The organism is Bacillus sp. FDAARGOS_235 (assembly GCF_002073415.2).
GTDB classification, from domain to species: Bacteria; Bacillota; Bacilli; order Bacillales; family Bacillaceae_G; genus Bacillus_A; species Bacillus_A toyonensis.
The window spans coordinates 3,670,294-3,687,347 of the sequence record NZ_CP020437.2 but is presented as its reverse complement, the minus strand read 5'-3'; the positions used below and the strand labels follow the sequence as shown (position 1 = coordinate 3,687,347).

General features: G+C 35.3%; 21 protein-coding genes and 1 pseudogene. 6 read left to right on the top strand and 16 right to left on the bottom strand.

Annotated elements, in window-relative coordinates; genetic code table 11:
* Positions 1–108: 108 nt before the first annotated feature.
* Both A6J74_RS21145 and A6J74_RS21140 read right to left on the bottom strand, forming a co-directional pair.
* Positions 109–798, bottom strand: coding sequence for a response regulator transcription factor (locus A6J74_RS21145; RefSeq protein ID WP_002039721.1), 690 nt, complete (start codon positions 796–798; stop codon positions 109–111).
* Between the two features lies 1 nt (position 799).
* Positions 800–2,254: a sensor histidine kinase gene (locus A6J74_RS21140; protein WP_000023853.1), complete on the bottom strand. Its 1,455-nt coding sequence runs from the start codon at positions 2,252–2,254 to the stop codon at positions 800–802.
* 243 nt (positions 2,255–2,497) lie between these two features.
* Between A6J74_RS21140 and A6J74_RS21135 the strand changes: the two genes are divergently transcribed.
* The 3 genes from A6J74_RS21135 to mscL all read left to right on the top strand — a co-directional run bounded on the left by A6J74_RS21135 (position 2,498) and on the right by mscL (position 4,711).
* Positions 2,498–3,178, top strand: coding sequence for an ankyrin repeat domain-containing protein (locus A6J74_RS21135; protein WP_000475135.1), 681 nt, complete (start codon positions 2,498–2,500; stop codon positions 3,176–3,178).
* A gap of 79 nt (positions 3,179–3,257) precedes the next feature.
* Entirely contained in the window at positions 3,258–4,184 is a 927-nt protein-coding gene (locus tag A6J74_RS21130; RefSeq protein ID WP_001039684.1) for a Gfo/Idh/MocA family protein, read from the top strand.
* Positions 4,185–4,312: 128 nt separating this feature from the next.
* Positions 4,313–4,711, top strand: a complete 399-nt coding sequence (gene mscL, locus A6J74_RS21125; protein WP_000267005.1) for a large-conductance mechanosensitive channel protein MscL — start codon at positions 4,313–4,315, stop codon at positions 4,709–4,711.
* 50 nt (positions 4,712–4,761) lie between these two features.
* On the opposite strand, the gene A6J74_RS21120 is transcribed toward mscL, so the two are convergent.
* Positions 4,762–5,034 carry a DUF3917 domain-containing protein gene (locus tag A6J74_RS21120; RefSeq protein ID WP_000585028.1) on the bottom strand — a complete coding sequence of 91 codons (273 nt, stop codon included), beginning with the start codon at positions 5,032–5,034 and terminating at the stop codon, positions 4,762–4,764.
* Positions 5,035–5,259: 225 nt separating this feature from the next.
* Here A6J74_RS21120 and A6J74_RS21115 point away from each other — a divergent pair, with 225 nt between their 5' ends.
* Together A6J74_RS21115 and A6J74_RS21110 are read left to right on the top strand one after the other, a co-directional pair.
* Positions 5,260–5,496, top strand: a complete 237-nt coding sequence (locus A6J74_RS21115; RefSeq protein ID WP_000637896.1) for a DUF3949 domain-containing protein — start codon at positions 5,260–5,262, stop codon at positions 5,494–5,496.
* Positions 5,497–5,509: 13 nt separating this feature from the next.
* On the top strand, positions 5,510–5,872 hold the full coding sequence (locus A6J74_RS21110; protein ID WP_000271416.1) for a DUF4288 domain-containing protein: 363 nt from the start codon (positions 5,510–5,512) through the stop codon (positions 5,870–5,872).
* Positions 5,873–5,906: 34 nt separating this feature from the next.
* On the opposite strand, the gene ccpA is transcribed toward A6J74_RS21110, so the two are convergent.
* The 5 genes and pseudogenes from ccpA to A6J74_RS21080 all read right to left on the bottom strand — a co-directional run bounded on the left by ccpA (position 5,907) and on the right by A6J74_RS21080 (position 9,786).
* On the bottom strand, positions 5,907–6,905 hold the full coding sequence (gene ccpA, locus A6J74_RS21105; RefSeq protein WP_001103299.1) for a catabolite control protein A: 999 nt from the start codon (positions 6,903–6,905) through the stop codon (positions 5,907–5,909).
* Positions 6,906–7,499: 594 nt separating this feature from the next.
* Positions 7,500–7,703 (bottom strand): annotated as a pseudogene (locus A6J74_RS21095) (bifunctional 3-deoxy-7-phosphoheptulonate synthase/chorismate mutase); the annotation flags it as partial.
* A 110-nt stretch (positions 7,704–7,813) separates the two neighbouring features.
* The gene (locus tag A6J74_RS21090) at positions 7,814–8,830 is read right to left on the bottom strand and encodes a CamS family sex pheromone protein (RefSeq protein ID WP_000738035.1); all 1,017 of its coding nucleotides are present in this window, start codon (positions 8,828–8,830) and stop codon (positions 7,814–7,816) included.
* 117 nt (positions 8,831–8,947) lie between these two features.
* A complete protein-coding gene (gene ytxJ, locus A6J74_RS21085; protein ID WP_001057464.1) occupies positions 8,948–9,274 on the bottom strand; it encodes a bacillithiol system redox-active protein YtxJ in 327 nt (108 codons plus the stop codon).
* Complete coding sequence (locus A6J74_RS21080; protein WP_033657337.1) at positions 9,274–9,786, bottom strand: DUF948 domain-containing protein; 513 nt, start codon at positions 9,784–9,786, stop codon at positions 9,274–9,276. Before A6J74_RS21080 ends, ytxJ begins: the two co-directional genes overlap by 1 nt.
* Before the next feature lie 188 nt (positions 9,787–9,974).
* Here A6J74_RS21080 and A6J74_RS21075 point away from each other — a divergent pair, with 188 nt between their 5' ends.
* Positions 9,975–11,090, top strand: a complete 1,116-nt coding sequence (locus tag A6J74_RS21075) for an aminopeptidase (RefSeq protein ID WP_000654730.1) — start codon at positions 9,975–9,977, stop codon at positions 11,088–11,090.
* 47 nt (positions 11,091–11,137) lie between these two features.
* Here A6J74_RS21075 and A6J74_RS21070 read toward each other — a convergent pair whose 3' ends face one another.
* From A6J74_RS21070 to A6J74_RS21035, 8 genes are all read right to left on the bottom strand, one after another.
* Positions 11,138–11,320, bottom strand: coding sequence for a hypothetical protein (locus A6J74_RS21070; RefSeq protein ID WP_044810179.1), 183 nt, complete (start codon positions 11,318–11,320; stop codon positions 11,138–11,140).
* Entirely contained in the window at positions 11,317–11,721 is a 405-nt protein-coding gene (locus A6J74_RS21065) for a PH domain-containing protein (protein ID WP_001025038.1), read from the bottom strand. The genes A6J74_RS21070 and A6J74_RS21065 overlap by 4 nt, the downstream gene beginning before the upstream one ends.
* A gap of 65 nt (positions 11,722–11,786) precedes the next feature.
* Positions 11,787–12,290 carry a GNAT family N-acetyltransferase gene (locus A6J74_RS21060; RefSeq protein ID WP_001003144.1) on the bottom strand — a complete coding sequence of 168 codons (504 nt, stop codon included), beginning with the start codon at positions 12,288–12,290 and terminating at the stop codon, positions 11,787–11,789.
* Complete coding sequence (locus tag A6J74_RS21055; protein ID WP_000494651.1) at positions 12,287–12,835, bottom strand: GNAT family N-acetyltransferase; 549 nt, start codon at positions 12,833–12,835, stop codon at positions 12,287–12,289. Before A6J74_RS21055 ends, A6J74_RS21060 begins: the two co-directional genes overlap by 4 nt.
* 56 nt (positions 12,836–12,891) lie before the next feature.
* Positions 12,892–13,797, bottom strand: a complete 906-nt coding sequence (locus tag A6J74_RS21050) for a DMT family transporter (RefSeq protein ID WP_000792466.1) — start codon at positions 13,795–13,797, stop codon at positions 12,892–12,894.
* The gene (locus A6J74_RS21045; RefSeq protein ID WP_000276596.1) at positions 13,787–14,200 is read right to left on the bottom strand and encodes a MerR family transcriptional regulator; all 414 of its coding nucleotides are present in this window, start codon (positions 14,198–14,200) and stop codon (positions 13,787–13,789) included. Before A6J74_RS21045 ends, A6J74_RS21050 begins: the two co-directional genes overlap by 11 nt.
* 170 nt (positions 14,201–14,370) lie before the next feature.
* Positions 14,371–15,681 (bottom strand): UDP-N-acetylmuramate--L-alanine ligase, encoded by a 1,311-nt coding sequence (gene murC / locus A6J74_RS21040; RefSeq protein WP_000219460.1) that lies wholly within the window; start codon positions 15,679–15,681, stop codon positions 14,371–14,373.
* A 251-nt stretch (positions 15,682–15,932) separates the two neighbouring features.
* Positions 15,933–17,051 carry a nicotinate phosphoribosyltransferase gene (locus tag A6J74_RS21035; protein WP_000658377.1) on the bottom strand — a complete coding sequence of 373 codons (1,119 nt, stop codon included), beginning with the start codon at positions 17,049–17,051 and terminating at the stop codon, positions 15,933–15,935.
* Positions 17,052–17,054: the final 3 nt, after the last annotated feature.

Below are 17,054 nucleotides of genomic sequence, written 5' to 3'. Positions count from 1 at the left end.
CTCTTTATATTTTAACACGAATTACCTAATATTCCCTTTAAAATTCAAATCATAAGTGTAATACACTATTACGCATATAAAAAACCTGTCAACACTTTGACAGGTTTACTACACATTAAAACGATAACCAGCTCCCCATACCGTTTCAATATATTGCGGGTGGGCAGGATCTCTTTCAATTTTTTCACGTAACTTTCTAATGTGAACGACAACAGTAGCTAAATCGCCAGCAGAATCTAATCCCCAAATACGTTCAAATAACTGTTCTTTATTTAATACTTGGTTTGGGTGCGTTACAAAGAATGTTAATAAATCAAATTCCTTCGTTGTAAACGCGATTTCTTCATTGTTTATAAAAACTTTCCTCGCTCGTTGATCGATAGAGATTCCATGAATATATAACGTATCACGTTGCTTACTTACATTTCCTGATAATCTTTCATAACGAGAAATATGTGCCTTTACCCTTGCGACTAATTCACTTGGGCTAAACGGTTTCGTTATATAATCATCCGCTCCTAATCCGAGTCCGCGAATTTTATCTATATCTTCTTTTTTGGCTGAAACAAGTAAAATCGGAATATCTTTTATAGCACGTATTTGTTTACAAATTTCGAATCCATTCATTTTCGGAAGCATAATATCTAAAATAATTAAATCATAGTCTTCTTGCAGAGCCATTTGTAAGCCTATTTCTCCAGAATGCTCTACATCAACTTGAAAATCACTAATTTCTAAATAATCTCGCTGTAATTCTGCAATACTTACTTCATCTTCTATTAGTAAGATTCTTTTCAATTTACTCACCACATTTCTCTACTTTTTCCAATGAGAAGAAAATGCTTGTGCCTTCTCTAGGCTCACTTTCCGCCCAAATTTCTCCGCCATGTTCTTCCACAATTTGCTTCGCAATCGCTAAACCAAGTCCACTTCCACCTGTGCTAGAGTTTCGAGATTGCTCTGCACGATAAAACCGTTCAAAAATATAAGGAAGTGTATCAGATTCTATACCTGATCCATTGTCCATCACTTTCACAATAACTTTATCGTTATCACTCGATACTGTTACAGCAATTTTTTTCTCTTCTTTATCCATGTATTTCACACTATTATGAATTAAATTTGATATCACTCTATTTATCTTTTCGCAATCAGCCGTTACATATAGTGGTGATGGATGTAATTGTAAGTACACTTCTATACCTTCTTCACTTAAATCCATCTGCATCTCTTCTATTAATTCCTGCATAAACATATTTAATTCAACCGTTTCAAACTGGAATGGGACTCGATTCAAATCGAGCTTCGAAAATAAAAATAGTTCATCAATGAGTGTATCCATATGTTTTGCTTTCGTATGAATCGTTGTTAAATACTTATCCATTTTTTCCGGGGTATTTGCTACCCCGTCCTTTATTCCTTCCACATATCCGATAATAGATGTAATCGGTGTTTTCAAATCATGGGAGATGTTTGAAATGAGCTCTTTTCGATTTTCTTCATACTGCGTTTGTACTTCAATCGACTCTTTTAACTTCTTCCTCATTTCCTCAAACCCTTGATTCAATTGACCTATTTCATCATGTGATGTAACTGGAATTTGAAATTCTAAATTCCCTTCTTTAATTCTCTCCGTCGCATCTTTCAATACAAAGATTGGTTTTATCACACTTTTTGAGACGAAATAGCTTACTAACCCAATGAGCAAAATGGCTAACAGTAAAAGTGCTACGAACAAAATCGGAAATAATTTTTGTGTAAGATCTACAAACGAACTTTGCTTTTTTAGTACAAATATACTCCCTTCTTCATTATTTTGAAAAGAAAAATCAAATTTTACATACCGATAAAATGTATCGCCTAGTTCCGTTGTACCACGACTATTAATATTTGCTGCTTCAAATTTCGGAAGGGCTTCTGTTACAGTCGAACTTTCAAAACCCTTTGTAGCATAAGAAATGGTTTCTCCCTTTCTTACAACTATTTTCACACCTTCTTTTTCAAGTGATGCAACGAACGATTCATCTAATAGTTGATATTGATGTTGCTTTGCCGCTCCTTTCAATTCAAGATACGCATTCTCTTCTTCTGGAGTCAGCGGCTTTTGAATATAAGAACTTTTATAAAAATTTTTCACTGCTTCCAAGTCACCTGTTATGGAAAATACAATTAAAAATCCCGCAACTAAAATAAGCGTAATGGAGACGAGAATAACAGCGATATAAGAAAATAAAAATCTTGTTTTAATAGACATCATTTACATCCTCACTTTATCACGCTATTTGTGGGCAGTAAGACTTCCACCTCAAAATTCGGTTAAAACAAAAAGTTAGATGAAAGTCGGGCTACCCGTAAACGCCCGATTGATTCAACTTTCATATTCATAAGCATAAAAATATATGTTCAATTACTCAAGCGATTTTATAGTAATTTTAGCGTCAGTTTATAAAAATTTAATGTTCTTATTTTACAGTTGAAATTAGGAGGTTGAAATTCCATGTTCAAAAAAACATTAAGCATGATATGTTGTGTAATTTTTTTACAAGGATGCTCGCAAGAACAAGAAGTAAAAAAGGAGATGACAAACATGGAGACTGCACTACTAGCAGCTACTGAAAAAAACGAAACGAACACTGTTATATCTTTATTAAAACAAGGAGCAAATATAAATGCAACGGATAGTCAAGGACGCACCCCGCTTATGATTGCCACATACAAAAATGATATAAAGACCGCGAAAGCTCTTATCGATGCTGGCGCCGATGTAAATATCCAAGATAATATAAAAAACAATCCATTTCTATACGCCGGTGCGGAAGGTTACTTAGACATTTTAAAACTAACAATTGATGCTGGTGCGGATCCAGCACTTACGAATCGTTACGGTGGAACAGCTCTTATCCCAGCCTCAGAACATGGCTATATTACTGTTATAAAAGAACTCCTCACGCGAACAAATATCGATGTAAACCATGTCAATAATCTCGGATGGACAGCTTTAATGGAAGCTATCGTACTAAGTAACGGCGATGAAACACAACAACAAGTCATTCGCCTGCTCATTGAACACGGCGCAGATGTAAACATTCCCGATAATGATGGTGTCACCCCACTAGAGCATGCTCGTGCTCATAATTTTGAAGAGATAGAGAAGATTCTAGTAGAAGGACGTAAGTAAAAAGCTAACTTTTGCCTTCCTCCCCCACCCTATGCTACATTTAACCCGTTACATCAATATTGATAGGGTGGGAATACAAATGAATAAACCTAAAATTGGGATGATTGGACTTGGAAGTATTGCACAAAAGGCATATCTTCCAACACTTACGAAAGAATTAGATTGGCATTTTGTTGGGGCATTTACACCTAACGCGGAAAAAAGAAAACAAATTTGTCAGCAATACCGTATTCAAGACTTTCATTCTATTGAAACGTTAGCTTCAGAATGTGATGCAGTTTTCGTTCATAGTTCCACTGCTACACATTATGAAATCGTTTCTGAACTTCTGAAAAAAGGAATCGATGTTTATGTAGATAAGCCGTTAGCAGCTACAGTAGAACAAGCTGAAAAACTAGTCGAATTGAGCGAAAAATACAATCGAAAATTAATGGTCGGATTTAACCGCCGCTTCGTTCCTATGTACGTTGCTGCAAAAGAACAGGCTAATGCTATTTCATGGATTCGAATTGAAAAACACCGTACAAATAAAGTGGGGCCAAATACGTACGACTTTACTATGTTAGATGATTATTTACATATTGTAGATACTGCTCGCTGGTTAGCTAATGATGACCTTAACGTCGTTCATAATATGATGCAAATAAATGAGAAAAATGAACTTCTTTACGGCCATCATACATATACAACAACAAACGGACTATTACTTTCAACAGCAATGCACCGCCATGCTGGTACAAATTTAGAACAAATTGAACTTGTAACAGCAGGAAAAATCATTCGCGTAAGAAATATGAATACATTTGAAATCGAACAGGAAAATTCCGTTTCACAAAGCGGTTCTCCCTCATGGGAAACGACGTTAAAGCAGCGTGGTTTTGAAGATGCTGTTCATCATTTTATTGAATGTGTACACGGAGATACGAAGCCTGTTGTAGATGGATTAGAAGGATTAAAAACGCAACAAATGCTACAAACTCTACTTGACAAAGTAAATAAAAATTAAAACGGATACATTTTTCAGAATTTACTTTCATTCCCATTTCCCCTTTATTTCTCTCGTAAATTTCTATAGAATATGTTGATAGGAATTATAAATTTCATAATGAAACGTGGAAAGGATGGGATTAACACATGTGGAACGAGTTTAAAAAGTTCGCTTTCAAAGGGAATGTAATTGATTTAGCTGTCGGGGTTGTAATCGGTGCTGCATTCGGTAAAATCGTTAGTTCTTTAGTAAAAGATATCATCACACCATTACTTGGTATGGTATTAGGTGGCGTTGACTTTACAGATTTAAAAATCACATTTGGTAAGTCATCTATTATGTATGGTAACTTCATCCAAACAATTTTTGACTTCTTAATTATTGCAGCAGCTATCTTTATGTTTGTTAAAGTATTCAACAAACTAACTTCTAAAAGAGAAGAAGAAAAAACAGAAGAAATTCCAGAACCAACAAAAGAAGAAGAACTTCTTGGCGAAATTCGCGACTTATTAAAACAACAAAATTCTTCTAAAGATAGAGCATAATTGAACGGATAAAAAGGCATGCCCCTCTCGGGACATGCCTTTTTTATATGTTATAACGTTTCCGAATTCATATGAATAAATAAAATAATACCAGCAACCATAAGTACCATAATACTACCTGCAAATAGTGTAATACCGATGAACATTAAACTTGTGCTCATGTCCACTGATACACTTTCAGTAAAAATAGAAATTACATACGTGATAAGGGCAATTCCTGCAAGAATACTTCCTGGAACAAATCGCTTTAAGCCATTTTGTTTTAACGTCATATATGCAAAAAAAGCAGTCGTGCAAAGCGTAATTATCCAAAGAATGATCATCTTTTCTCCCCCCTCACAAACCTTTTCTTTCTATTATACATGACATTGCCCTATAATAGTTGAATTTGCACTTATGTGACATATAACAAGGGATCCTATTCTATATTATAGCCTAGAATAACATTGCAGGAAGAAAATCGATTTTCGTTACAAATAAATGGTTGTTTTTCCCTTTTGTTGATATAATTGTTATATATAAATATTCTTTGTAAGGGAGTGTTCATAATGATATGGATTTCACTAATCGTATTAGCCTATTTCATCATTCTCGTCCCAATACAGTATAACTACATTAAGATGTTCAAAGAAAAACAGCAAAAAATGAATGTCGCACAAAATGAACTATACGACAAAATGTCTTATGAAGAATCCCAAGTACATTACCATTATCAAAGTAACGTATTTACAATACCAGCTTCACTTGTAGCAAGTATTGTTTATAAAGTGAAACATTCGGCATAAGGAGATTTCCCAAATGTACGCTGTAAAATTATTGTTTGAATCTGTTCATTCAGGTGAGCCTAATCCTAGTAAGATAGATGAGCATTATGAAGAGAATCACGATACGCTTTTTGAAGAAAGTATCATTCTCGTTAAAGCGAACAGTTTAGAGGAAGCTCATGATCTAGGGAAAAAGATCGCTATACAATCAGAAAATACGTACGATAATGTATACGATCAACAAGTAACATGGAAGTTTCAAAAAGTACTTCATGTTTTTGAGTTAGATGAAACGCCATTTGAAACAGGAAAAGAATTGTACGCAAGATTTTTACACGTTAAGAAAAATGAAACTGTAGATACAGTAGTTAAAAAATACTATCCTGAATATGAATAAAAGCTCACAGCAATCGCTGTGAGCTTTTTTATACTTACTTCGTTGAATCTCTAAATTGGATACGGTGAGGTAAGATAACAGTGTGATCTTCCACTTTTTCTTTGTTCATATACTTTGTTAATAAACGCATTGCTACTGCACCGATATCATACATTGGCTGTACAACTGTTGAAAGCTGCGGGCGTACCATTAGTGCAAGGCGTGTATTATCGAAACCAAGTACTTCTATATCAGTTGGTACGTTTAATCCAGCATCTTGAGCTGCGTGGATTACACCTAGTGCCATTTCATCAGAAGATACGAAGATAGCTGTTGGCTTTTCATCCATACTCCAAAGCTTTTCGAATGCTTCGATACCTGAATCATATGTGTAATCTCCATCGATTACAAGATTTTCATCATATGAAATACTTGCTTCTTCTAAAGCTTTTTTATAACCTTGTAACTTTTTAGCGCTTCCCGCTTTATCAATGAAAGGACCAGAGACGAAACCGATACGTTTATGTCCTTGCTCAATAAAGTGCTTCATTGCATCGTAAGCTGCTTGTGTATAATCAATATTTACTGATGGCGTTTCATTTTGCTCATCAAATGATGCTGCTAATACAATCGGTACTGGAGACTTTTTAAATTCTTCAATGTGAATGTCTGTAATATCTTCACCCATGAAAACAATTCCGTCTACTTGTTTTCCAAGCATCGTATTTAATAAATGGAACTCTTTCTCTTTGTTTTGGTCAGAGTTACTTAAAATGATGTTATATTTGTACATTGTTGCGATATCTTCAATTCCACGAGCAAGTTCTGCATAAAACGTATTTGAGATATCAGGAATAATAACACCCACTGTAGTTGTCTTCTTACTTGCTAGTCCACGTGCTACCGCATTTGGGCGGTATCCTAAACGATCAATTGCTTCTAATACTTTCTTTCTTGTTGTAGGCTTTACATTTGGGTTACCGTTCACAACGCGAGATACGGTAGCCATTGAAACGTTCGCTTCGCGCGCTACATCATAGATTGTTACGTTCATCTCATCGCACACTCCTTCTATTTTTGTTATCTATTTTTATGTATCGGTTACTTGAATGAAAAAAAGACATCAACTCTATTTGCAGATGCCACCAATCGTCCCGAGTTCTTCCTTTTACTAATGATACGATAAAAACGCAGGCTCATACAATATTTTCCCGCAAAAGTTTCGAAAAAATTCGCTTCTTTTCTCGTATTTTCGTATTTTTTATGAAAAAAAGGGTATTTTTTGTAAAAATATAGATGTTTCATAAGTAGAAACCGTATTTTAAACCGTACGATAGTAAATGAAATTGATATGAGCGATTTTTCAAATATATTGACCACACCTCAAATTATATCGGCGATTATCCGCATATTTCGACCACAACTCAAATTATATGAGCGATTTTTCGCATATATCGATTACAACTCAAATTATATGAACAATTTTTTAAACATATCGATTTACCAACAAAAATCGAACACAACAGGCACTATATAATAGAGAGGAAACTGTTCCAAAATGTTTTTTGGAATGCTTATTTCTTTTTTGTGATTTACTTCCAAATACTTTTAATTCTTTCATAAAGTCATTGAACTGTGAGATATTCATTTACTGCGCTGCATCTGCACCAATTGCCATCGCTGCTTTTGCAGCTGGTGGCAGAAGGTCACGTTGCCCTGTAGAATGCGTAACATCGACAACGATAGGTAAATGTGTTTCTTTCTTTAAAATCGATACAGCGGAGATATTAAGCGTATTACACGTCGCTCTTTCATACGTGCGAATACCTTGTTCACATAAAGACAACTTATTATAGCTGGTACATATACAATTATCACACGATATACCGCAATGAATTACTATAAAAAAACATCGAACATTTTCACTCACAATAAAAAAAGACAGTTTAAAACTGTCTTTTTTTACAAGAAGGAAACAAACGGTTTATCGCTGTTTTTCTCTTTTACAATAACTGCCTCGATTTTACTCTCGGACTTTATTTGTAATTGTACTTTCGCATCTTTAGGCAATTTCTCTAACATACCTTGAGCAGCCATTTGAGTAAGAGCCATTAATTCTGTTTTACCATTATATTTAATAACAATATTCATATTTAATGTATCCATTTGATTTTTCTTATAAGTAACTTTAGCATTAACTGGGATAAAATCTCCAGGAGAAAACTCTTTTATTGCCTTACCAAATTCACTTATTTTTGTATTATCTTCTCCATGTGCTTGTGTAAATTCATCAGAAGGATATGAATACGCTTTTTCATCGATTGTATTCCAACTTCCAAGGTTCGTATCATTTTTTTGAACGGTAGCACTAGCAATATACGTACCATTTTTTAACGAACTTGTACTTTCTTGTTTAAAAATAGCAAACGTAATTGGAGATTTGTTATATTTATCATTTTTATTAATAGCTTCTATAAGTTGTTTAGCAACTTCAGTACCTTTAGAAATGGCTTCTTCATTTGATACACTTGTAGACATAGATAAACCAATCATGACACCAGATAAACTTAATTCATTTGAATTCTGTTTCCCGAAATAGTCTTGTTCTATAATATTCGTTAAAACTGGTGCTTCTACTTTCGCGACTAGTTCATCAATTAACTTCTCTGGAATATACTGATTTAATTGTAATACGTGATTTTCTGTATCAAATTGTTGCATTGCAATATTCATTAAACCATTTTCATACTCTGCTAAATCTAATTTAGAATTTGTTTTTATATTAGCTGTATTAATAACCTTTTGTTCTTTTAAAGGAATAACAGTTCTATAATAATCTTTAGAAACAGCAGTTCTCGGAATCATACTTTTTTCTTTTGTATCTTTTTGTATAACTTCATCCTTCTTGCTAATCGTATTATTACTACAAGCTCCCAGTAATAAGCTTACGACTGCGAAGGATAATGCCATTTTCTTCATTACTTAAAACCCACTTTCAACAATCTAATTATTTAGTTTGAACTATTCATAGTGTACCATTAAATATATTTCAACAAAAACAAAAAAAAGAAGCAAGCACCTTTAGCTTGCTTCTTTTTACTTTATATTCTCTTCTAAAGCATCTTTTTTAATATTCCAATGAGAAGTATTCCATACTACTAGCCCATCTTTTATGTATAACACTTGTGGTGATTCGTGCTTAATACTGTACTGTTCTGCAACACGATTCGAAACATCTCTCGCATCTTGCACGTATAAGTAATACGCTGGTACTTCTCTTTCTTCATTGCAGTACGCTTGAAACTCTGTGTATGCACCATGACTAATCGGACATGTCGTACTATGTTTAAAAAGAACATAAGGCTCGTTCTTTTCTACTAAGACTTCAAGCTCTTCAATTGTTTCAAGTTTTGTCATATTCATCAAGATTCACCTCTCATACGAAATCTAGAGCGCTTCTCGTTCTTTTCAGCTTTTTTCTCAATTTTTTCTAATTTACGCTCTTCTTTTTCAACCTTCTTCTCTTGTCTCGATGCACGGTAATGATTGTATACTTCAATCGCCGCACTACTCCACTGTACAACTTGCGCTACTTTATCTGCATTATTTTCAATTTCGTCCGTAACAGACTCTGATACATTACGAAGTTTCGTATTTAAAGAATGGATTGTTGTTCCAATTCCATCTACACCTGCTACCACTTTATTTAATGATTGCGACTTCTGTTGAATATCATCAGCTAACGCATTTGTTTTATGTAATAATTGCTCCGTCTCTACACTAATTCCTTGCATTTGCTTTTCTAAACCTTCTAACGTGCTCGCAACGTTTTCTAACGTCTTCTGAACCGATAACAACGTTCTACATACATACACTACTAACACAGCAAAAGCAACCGCGATAATAGCCGCACTTACATATAAAAGAACTTGCATTTCATCACTTCCTTTATCTTTTTTCATACTTTATCCTATTATACAATCATTTTCCGTTTCATTCTAATCCCTATCTTTTCATTAGAATTTTCATACTTATTCGTTAACTTTAACATAAATGATTCAACAAATTCCACTAAGTAGGTTACAATAAGAAAGGATACATAATTAGTAGGGAGGCTTTACATATGAAAGATCCACGCATTGAAAAGTTAGCATACAATTTAATTAACTACTCTATTCGCTTACAAAAAGGCGAGAAAGTATTAATTGAAAACTTTGGCTTACAAAAAGAACTTGTAACTGCACTTGTAAAAGAAGCATATGCAGCTGGTGGTTTCCCATTCGTTTCTTTAAAAGATCATCAAGTAGATCGCTCTTTATTAATGGGTGCTACTGAAGAACATTTTGAACAAATCGCCGCATATGAAGCGAGCGTAATGAAAGATATGGACGCTTATATCGGGCTTCGCTCTGGCGACAACATTAACGAACAAGCTGACGTTCCAAGTGAGCGCATGAAAGTTCACGGTCAAACAGTTGGTAAAAAAGTTCATAGAGACATCCGTGTTCCGAAAACACGCTGGGTTGTTCTTCGCTACCCAAATGCTTCTATGGCACAGCTTGCTAAAATGAGCACAGAAGCTTTCGAAGACTTCTACTTCGAAGTATGTAACTTAGACTACGGTAAAATGGATAAGGCGATGGATAGCCTTGTTACATTAATGAATAAAACAGATAAAGTTCGCCTAACTGGTCCTGGAACTGACTTAACATTCTCTATTAAAGACATTCCAGCTATTAAATGCTCAGGTCATTTAAACATTCCAGACGGTGAAGTATACTCTGCACCAGTTCGTGATTCTGTTAACGGTACAGTTTCTTACAACACACCATCTCCTTACAACGGTTATACATTTGAAAATGTACAACTTAAGTTTGAGAACGGCCAAATCGTTGAAGCAACTGCAAACGATTCAGAGCGCATTAACAAAATCTTTGATACAGACGAAGGTGCACGCTACGTTGGTGAATTCGCAATTGGCGTAAACCCATACATCTTACATCCAATGGGAGACATCCTATTCGATGAAAAAATCGATGGTAGCTTCCATTTCACTCCTGGACAAGCTTACGACGATGCATGGAACGGCAACAACTCTAACATCCACTGGGATTTAGTATGCATCCAGCGCCCTGAATATGGCGGCGGCGAAATTTACTTCGACGACGTACTAATCCGTAAAGACGGACGCTTCGTTGTATCTGAACTAGAAGCTTTAAATCCTGAGAACTTAAAATAATAATAAAAACGCTCGGGATTTTTTCCGAGCGTTTTTTTATCTTCACTCTATATTGAGCTACTTTTCTCCCTTTTTGTTTGCTGGAAGTGAAAATAATACAAAAGCGCCACTGCAATAGTACCAATCAATATCGGAACATATAAAGGCAGATCCCATTTCATATATACTCTAGTGCAGCCAACAATCACGAACAAAATTTCCAAGCAAAACAAAGGTTTTACATATTTCATTTCTTCCCTACCATTTCTATTTTCACATTTGGATTTTCTTTTTCTACAAGTGATACAAACTGCGTCATATCTTGCGGCATCGCAATCATATGTACTTTGTATGCATTCGTCGTAATTTCAAGGGACTTCCCAACTTGACGAATTATTCTTATCTCTTTCAATACGATATCATCATTTAAAATACCGTACTTTAGCACGCCATTTTCTACTTTATGTTTTTTAATAAATACTTCCCAAACGAGTGGTACATTTACAATAAAGCATAAACCCATCCCAATTAATGCTGACATCCACTGCTCTTTATTTGCGAAAAGCATGACAAGTGGATATACGAACATAAAAACTAACGTGAGACAAACGAAAATTACTACCGACTTACTTCTTTGAATCGGAATGTTCATACACGCACCCCCTAACTTAAATTATAACATTTTTTTCCATTTTAGTTCATAAAAAAAGGCCATTTCTACATGACCTTTTTCACAATGTACCTATAAAATTTCTTATCTACCTGTAACACTGGAAAGTTTTTCGGCAACTTGTCTATACTCACACTTTGAAAACCATTCTTTTCATAAAAACGATGTGCAGCTAAAAATTTCACTGTTGTTCCTAAGTAAATATCCTTCAATTTTTTATCCTCAGCCCATGAAATTGCTTTTTGAAGCAACATATGTGAGGCGCCCCATTCTTTTCCACGAAACTCTTTTTGTACGAACATTTTTCTTAGCGCTACTTGATGATTCTCAATATCTAATAAAGCTACTGTTCCAACTACTTTACCATCATAAATTGCTACCCAAAAGTTTCCGTGATCCTTTTGATAGAATGTTTCTATTTCAAGTAAATCAGGTTGCTCTTCTTTCGTAATGGGAACATTATACTCTTTTTGCTGAATATGAACGATAAGATCTACTACTTCCTCTTGAAACGTACTTTCATACGGAATAATACGAATCTTCTCGTTCATCGAATATCCTTCCATTCTGAAGCTAGTAAACTATATACAGCGATATCATGAAAATGATCATATATCCATTCATCATCTCTTAAAATACCATCTAATGTAAACCCTAAACGTTCTGGAATCGCGCGGCTTTTCACATTTTCAACACCGCACCTGATTTCAACTTTATTCAGCTTTAAATTTTCAAATGCATAATGAAGTACAGCCTTTACGCTACGCGTCATAATGCCTTTCCCACCAGCATCTTCTGTAAGATAATATCCAAGACTCGTCGCTTTCTTCCCCCAGCTTACCGGATGAATTCCTACCATTCCAACGAGCTTTCCTTTGTAACGTATACCACTTTCAAAACCGTTTCCCTCTGCAAATTTCTTTAACCACATCGGAAAAATCTCATCATAAGCATCAGCAGATTTCGTTCCATCTACCCAAGGGAGCCATCTTCTTAAATGGTTACGATTTTGATCTAATAATTCATATAATTCCTCTTTATGATGTTTTTCTAATAGTTGTAGTTCAATTTCATCATCTACTCTGAGTGTGAACATGTTTTTTAACCCCTTTTTATTTTTCTTATTATTCTAACATCTCAAAATAAAAAATGTTAAATATTCACACTTTCTTTTGATTTTATTTGTATAAAACCGGAAGAATACAATACTCCCGTAACAACTAATATCATCCCTATACATTGTGCGGGTGTTATATTTACTCCTTCTATAAAAGAAATAAGCATTGTAACAACAGGCACTAAATTAAAAAATAAAGATGTTCTCGCTGCACCAATTTGAACAATTCCATTATTCCACCATAAGTAACCAAGCACACTCATTCCCATTGCCATGAAGAGAATCGCTCCCCAAGCTAATAAAGGAACCTCCGAAACGGGTACTATACTTTTTTGCGTGGAAGATATCATAATAAAGGCAAGCGCACCAATCGTCATCGTATATGTCGTCGTTTGTATTGGGCTACCAGCTTTAATAAATCTTCTGCCTAGTACACCGTATAACGCCCAACAAATATTCCCTAGTATAATATAAAAATCCCCTTTAGAAAATGATAAATGTTGTAGTGCGGTAAACGAGCCTTGTGTAAGCACAAAAACAACACCAAGTAGCGCAAGTAACATTCCAATTACTTGGCTCTTCACTATTTTCTCTCGTAAAATGACACTTGCTAATAACGTCGTAACGAGCGGATTTGTCGACATAATAAGTGCACCATTCATAGCTTCTGTATATTTCATTCCTAAAAAGAAAAAGAAGTTAAAGCCGAATACACCAACTATACCAAGCAAAAGGTAATAAGCCCTATTCTGTCTCCATACTTCCCACTCAAAATCTTTTCGTATTTTTAATAGACATAACATCACAAGTGCAGCAATTCCAAAGCGCCATGCCGCTATATGAATCGCTTCGAAATACTGCACCGCATATTTCGAAGCGTTAAATGTCCCACCAGTAAATATCGCAAATCCTAACAGCTGCGCATATACTTTATTCTTCATTGTCAGCCTCCGAGTTTTTCTCTTCTAAAAAACCGTAATAAATTTCTAATTTCTCTTCTGTTAGTTGAACTACTTTTTGCAATTGTTCCTGTTGTTCTTTTAACCGCTCTAAGTGAGTTGTTAAAATTAAAATTCTCTTTTTTACTTTCGTAGGTACTTCCTCTTTCCGCTGCTTGATTTCCTCTATAATACATCCATCACTTGCAAACTCAGCGATTTCTTCTAATGACATTCCAGTTTGCTTTAATGAATATAAGAATTTTAATAGACGCACATCACCTTCTGTATACTGACGAATGCCGCTATTTCGCGTTGGTGGTGGTAATAAACCTAACTTCTCATAATAGCGCAAAGTATGAATCCCCATCCCTGTTAACTCTGCTACTTCACCGATTTTATACATGTTCTCTCCCCCTTGTTTTTACATATTTATCTTACAACCTAGAGTTAACTCTAGGTCAATACGCAAATAAAATGAAACTTTAATCAGTGGGAGTTTTACTGCCCACAAATAGCGGGATAAAATATGAACACAACAAAAAAGACGCACAGCCAAGCTATGCGTCTTTTCTATTACTTCTCTGCAACTTGAACTTCTTTTACGTAAGCTGCTTCGAATTTTTGGATGTCTCCTGCGCCCATGAAAATTAGAACGCCGTTTTTATGTTTCTTTAATACATCCGTTGTTGTATCTGTAATTAGTTCTGCACCATCAATACGCTTTTGCAGATCTTCGATTGTTAAGTCACCTTTGTTTTCACGTGCTGATCCGAAAATATCACATAAGTATACTTGGTCAGCTTTGCTTAGGCTTTCTGCGAACTCATCTAAGAACTTTTCTGTACGTGAGAATGTATGTGGCTGGAATACAGCGACAACTTCACGCTCTGGGTGTTTTTGACGAGCAGCTTCAATCGTTGCGTTAATTTCTGTCGGATGGTGTGCGTAGTCATCGATGATAACTTGCTCTCCCATCGGCTTTTCATTAAAGCGACGTTTTACGCCTTCAAAAGTTGTTAATTGATGTTTAACTGCTTCTACATCAACATTTTCGTAATGGCAAAGCGCAATTACTGCTAATGCATTTAATACGCTGTGGTTGCCGTATCCTGTAATTTTGAACGTGTCATAGTACGTATTACGAACGAATACATCGAATATTGTACCATCTGTTCTCTTTTGAATGTTACGTGCTTGGAAATCATTATCTTCTCCAAATCCATAGAAAATAACAGGTACTTTCGCTTGAATTTTTTGAAGTTCTTCATCATCACCACATGCAATAATACCCTTTTTCACTTGCAATGCCATCTCTTGGAATGCACCAAATACATCATTGATGTCTGCAAAATAATCTGGATGATCAAAATCAATATTTGTCATAATTGCATAGTCTGGATTGTAAGACAAGAAATGACGACGATACTCACAAGCTTCAAATACAAAATACTTACTATTTTCTACCCCATGCCCAGTTCCATCTCCAATAAGGTAAGATGTCGGGTGTGCACCTTGCATTACATGGGCTAACAAACCTGTTGTTGATGTTTTTCCATGTGCACCAGTTACAGCAACACTTGTGTATTGGTTCATAAGGTCACCTAAAAAGTGGTGGTAACGATGTACTGGGATGTTTAATTCTTTCGCTGCTACGATTTCTTCATGCGTATCAGGGAATGCATTTCCTGCAATAATCACTTGTCCTTCTTTAACATTATTTTTATCAAAAGGAAGGATTGAGATATTACGCTTTTCCAACGCTGTTTGTGTAAAGAAACGCTTTTCATAATCAGACCCTTGAACAGTATGCTTCATGTCATGAAGAATTTGTGCTAATGAACTCATTCCTGTTCCTTTAATTCCTACAAAATGGTAAACTGTCATCTTAAAGAACCTCCAACATTTCGAACTAATACAACGGCCTATCTATAAGACAGTATATGAATCTTTTCTTATTTTGGTAATCATCATACATTTTGATGTAGTGAAGTTATTCTTTCTCTTCACTTATCAGGATAAACTCGTACGTACTTCTTTGTATGCCCATATCAAGTCCATTATAGCAAAAAAGAAGCCGCTATACTATGATAACAGAAAAACTGATAGGGTCAATCACCTATCAGTTTTTCTCTCTTTTACATATCTTCTCTTGTTTCTAATTGAACACGCTCTAGACGTGGGTTTGGACGATATTTACGGCCAGCTTTCGCTTCTGGTTTTCCATTTAATTCTACGTTATCACCAGTAAAGCCAATATTCATTTTTAATAAGCTACTTCCTACCCCGTATATATCCACAGGCACGTTTTGAGCTTCAAATTCACGAATACGCTTCTCATCAAATCCACCAGTTACAACGATGTCTACATGCTGGAATCCTTCCTCATCAAGTGCTTTACGAAGTGCAAATACAAGCGATGGGTTTACACCACGTGGATCGAATGTTCCAAGTACTTCTGGGTGACGAATGAAGTATTGATCAATCATTGTACGAGACGTATCGACACGCACGCCTTTTAATGTTGATCCAAATTCACGCGCTACGCGAAGTGCATCTGTAATGACATCATTATTGTAATCAATTAATACAACTAATTCATCTTCTGGGAATTTCTTATGATATGCTTTTGCGGCTTCCACAACATCACCATTAAACATTTGAATTAATGCGTGAGGCATCGTCCCCATACCACTTCTGCCCCACCATTCATTCATCGCATGCGTCGCTTGTGCGCTCATACCTCCGATGTATGCTGCATAACCGTCACCAGCTTGTTGTGTATAATGATCGTCACGGTCTCCCATGAAAATAACTGGTTTTTCTTTATCTACACTACGTGCAGCTTGGACAACGTTATATACGTTTGTCGCAACCGATGTACGACGAGCTAAAATCCCATCAATGACACCTTCTAAAAATCCGAAATTTTCATAAGGACCATGAATTGTTAACACTGTTTCAAATGGACTAATATTATCGCCATCTTTTAAAGAGTTAATTTCAAGTTCCTCAGGATTTTTAGCGAATGTTTGCAGCAATGCAATTACTTCATCTGTTCCGCAAAGAACTGCATTTTCCTTTTGGAAAAATTGCATCGTTACAATACTTTTCGGGCGAAATTCTTCAATGATTTCTCTAGTCTTTAAAAAGTAAACGGCAGAGAACCAACCTTCTCCAACACGTTCGTCAAATTTAAATGTTCTATTTGTTAGTCTATTTATTTCACCTTTTAATTTTAATTCAATTTCTTTCATGTC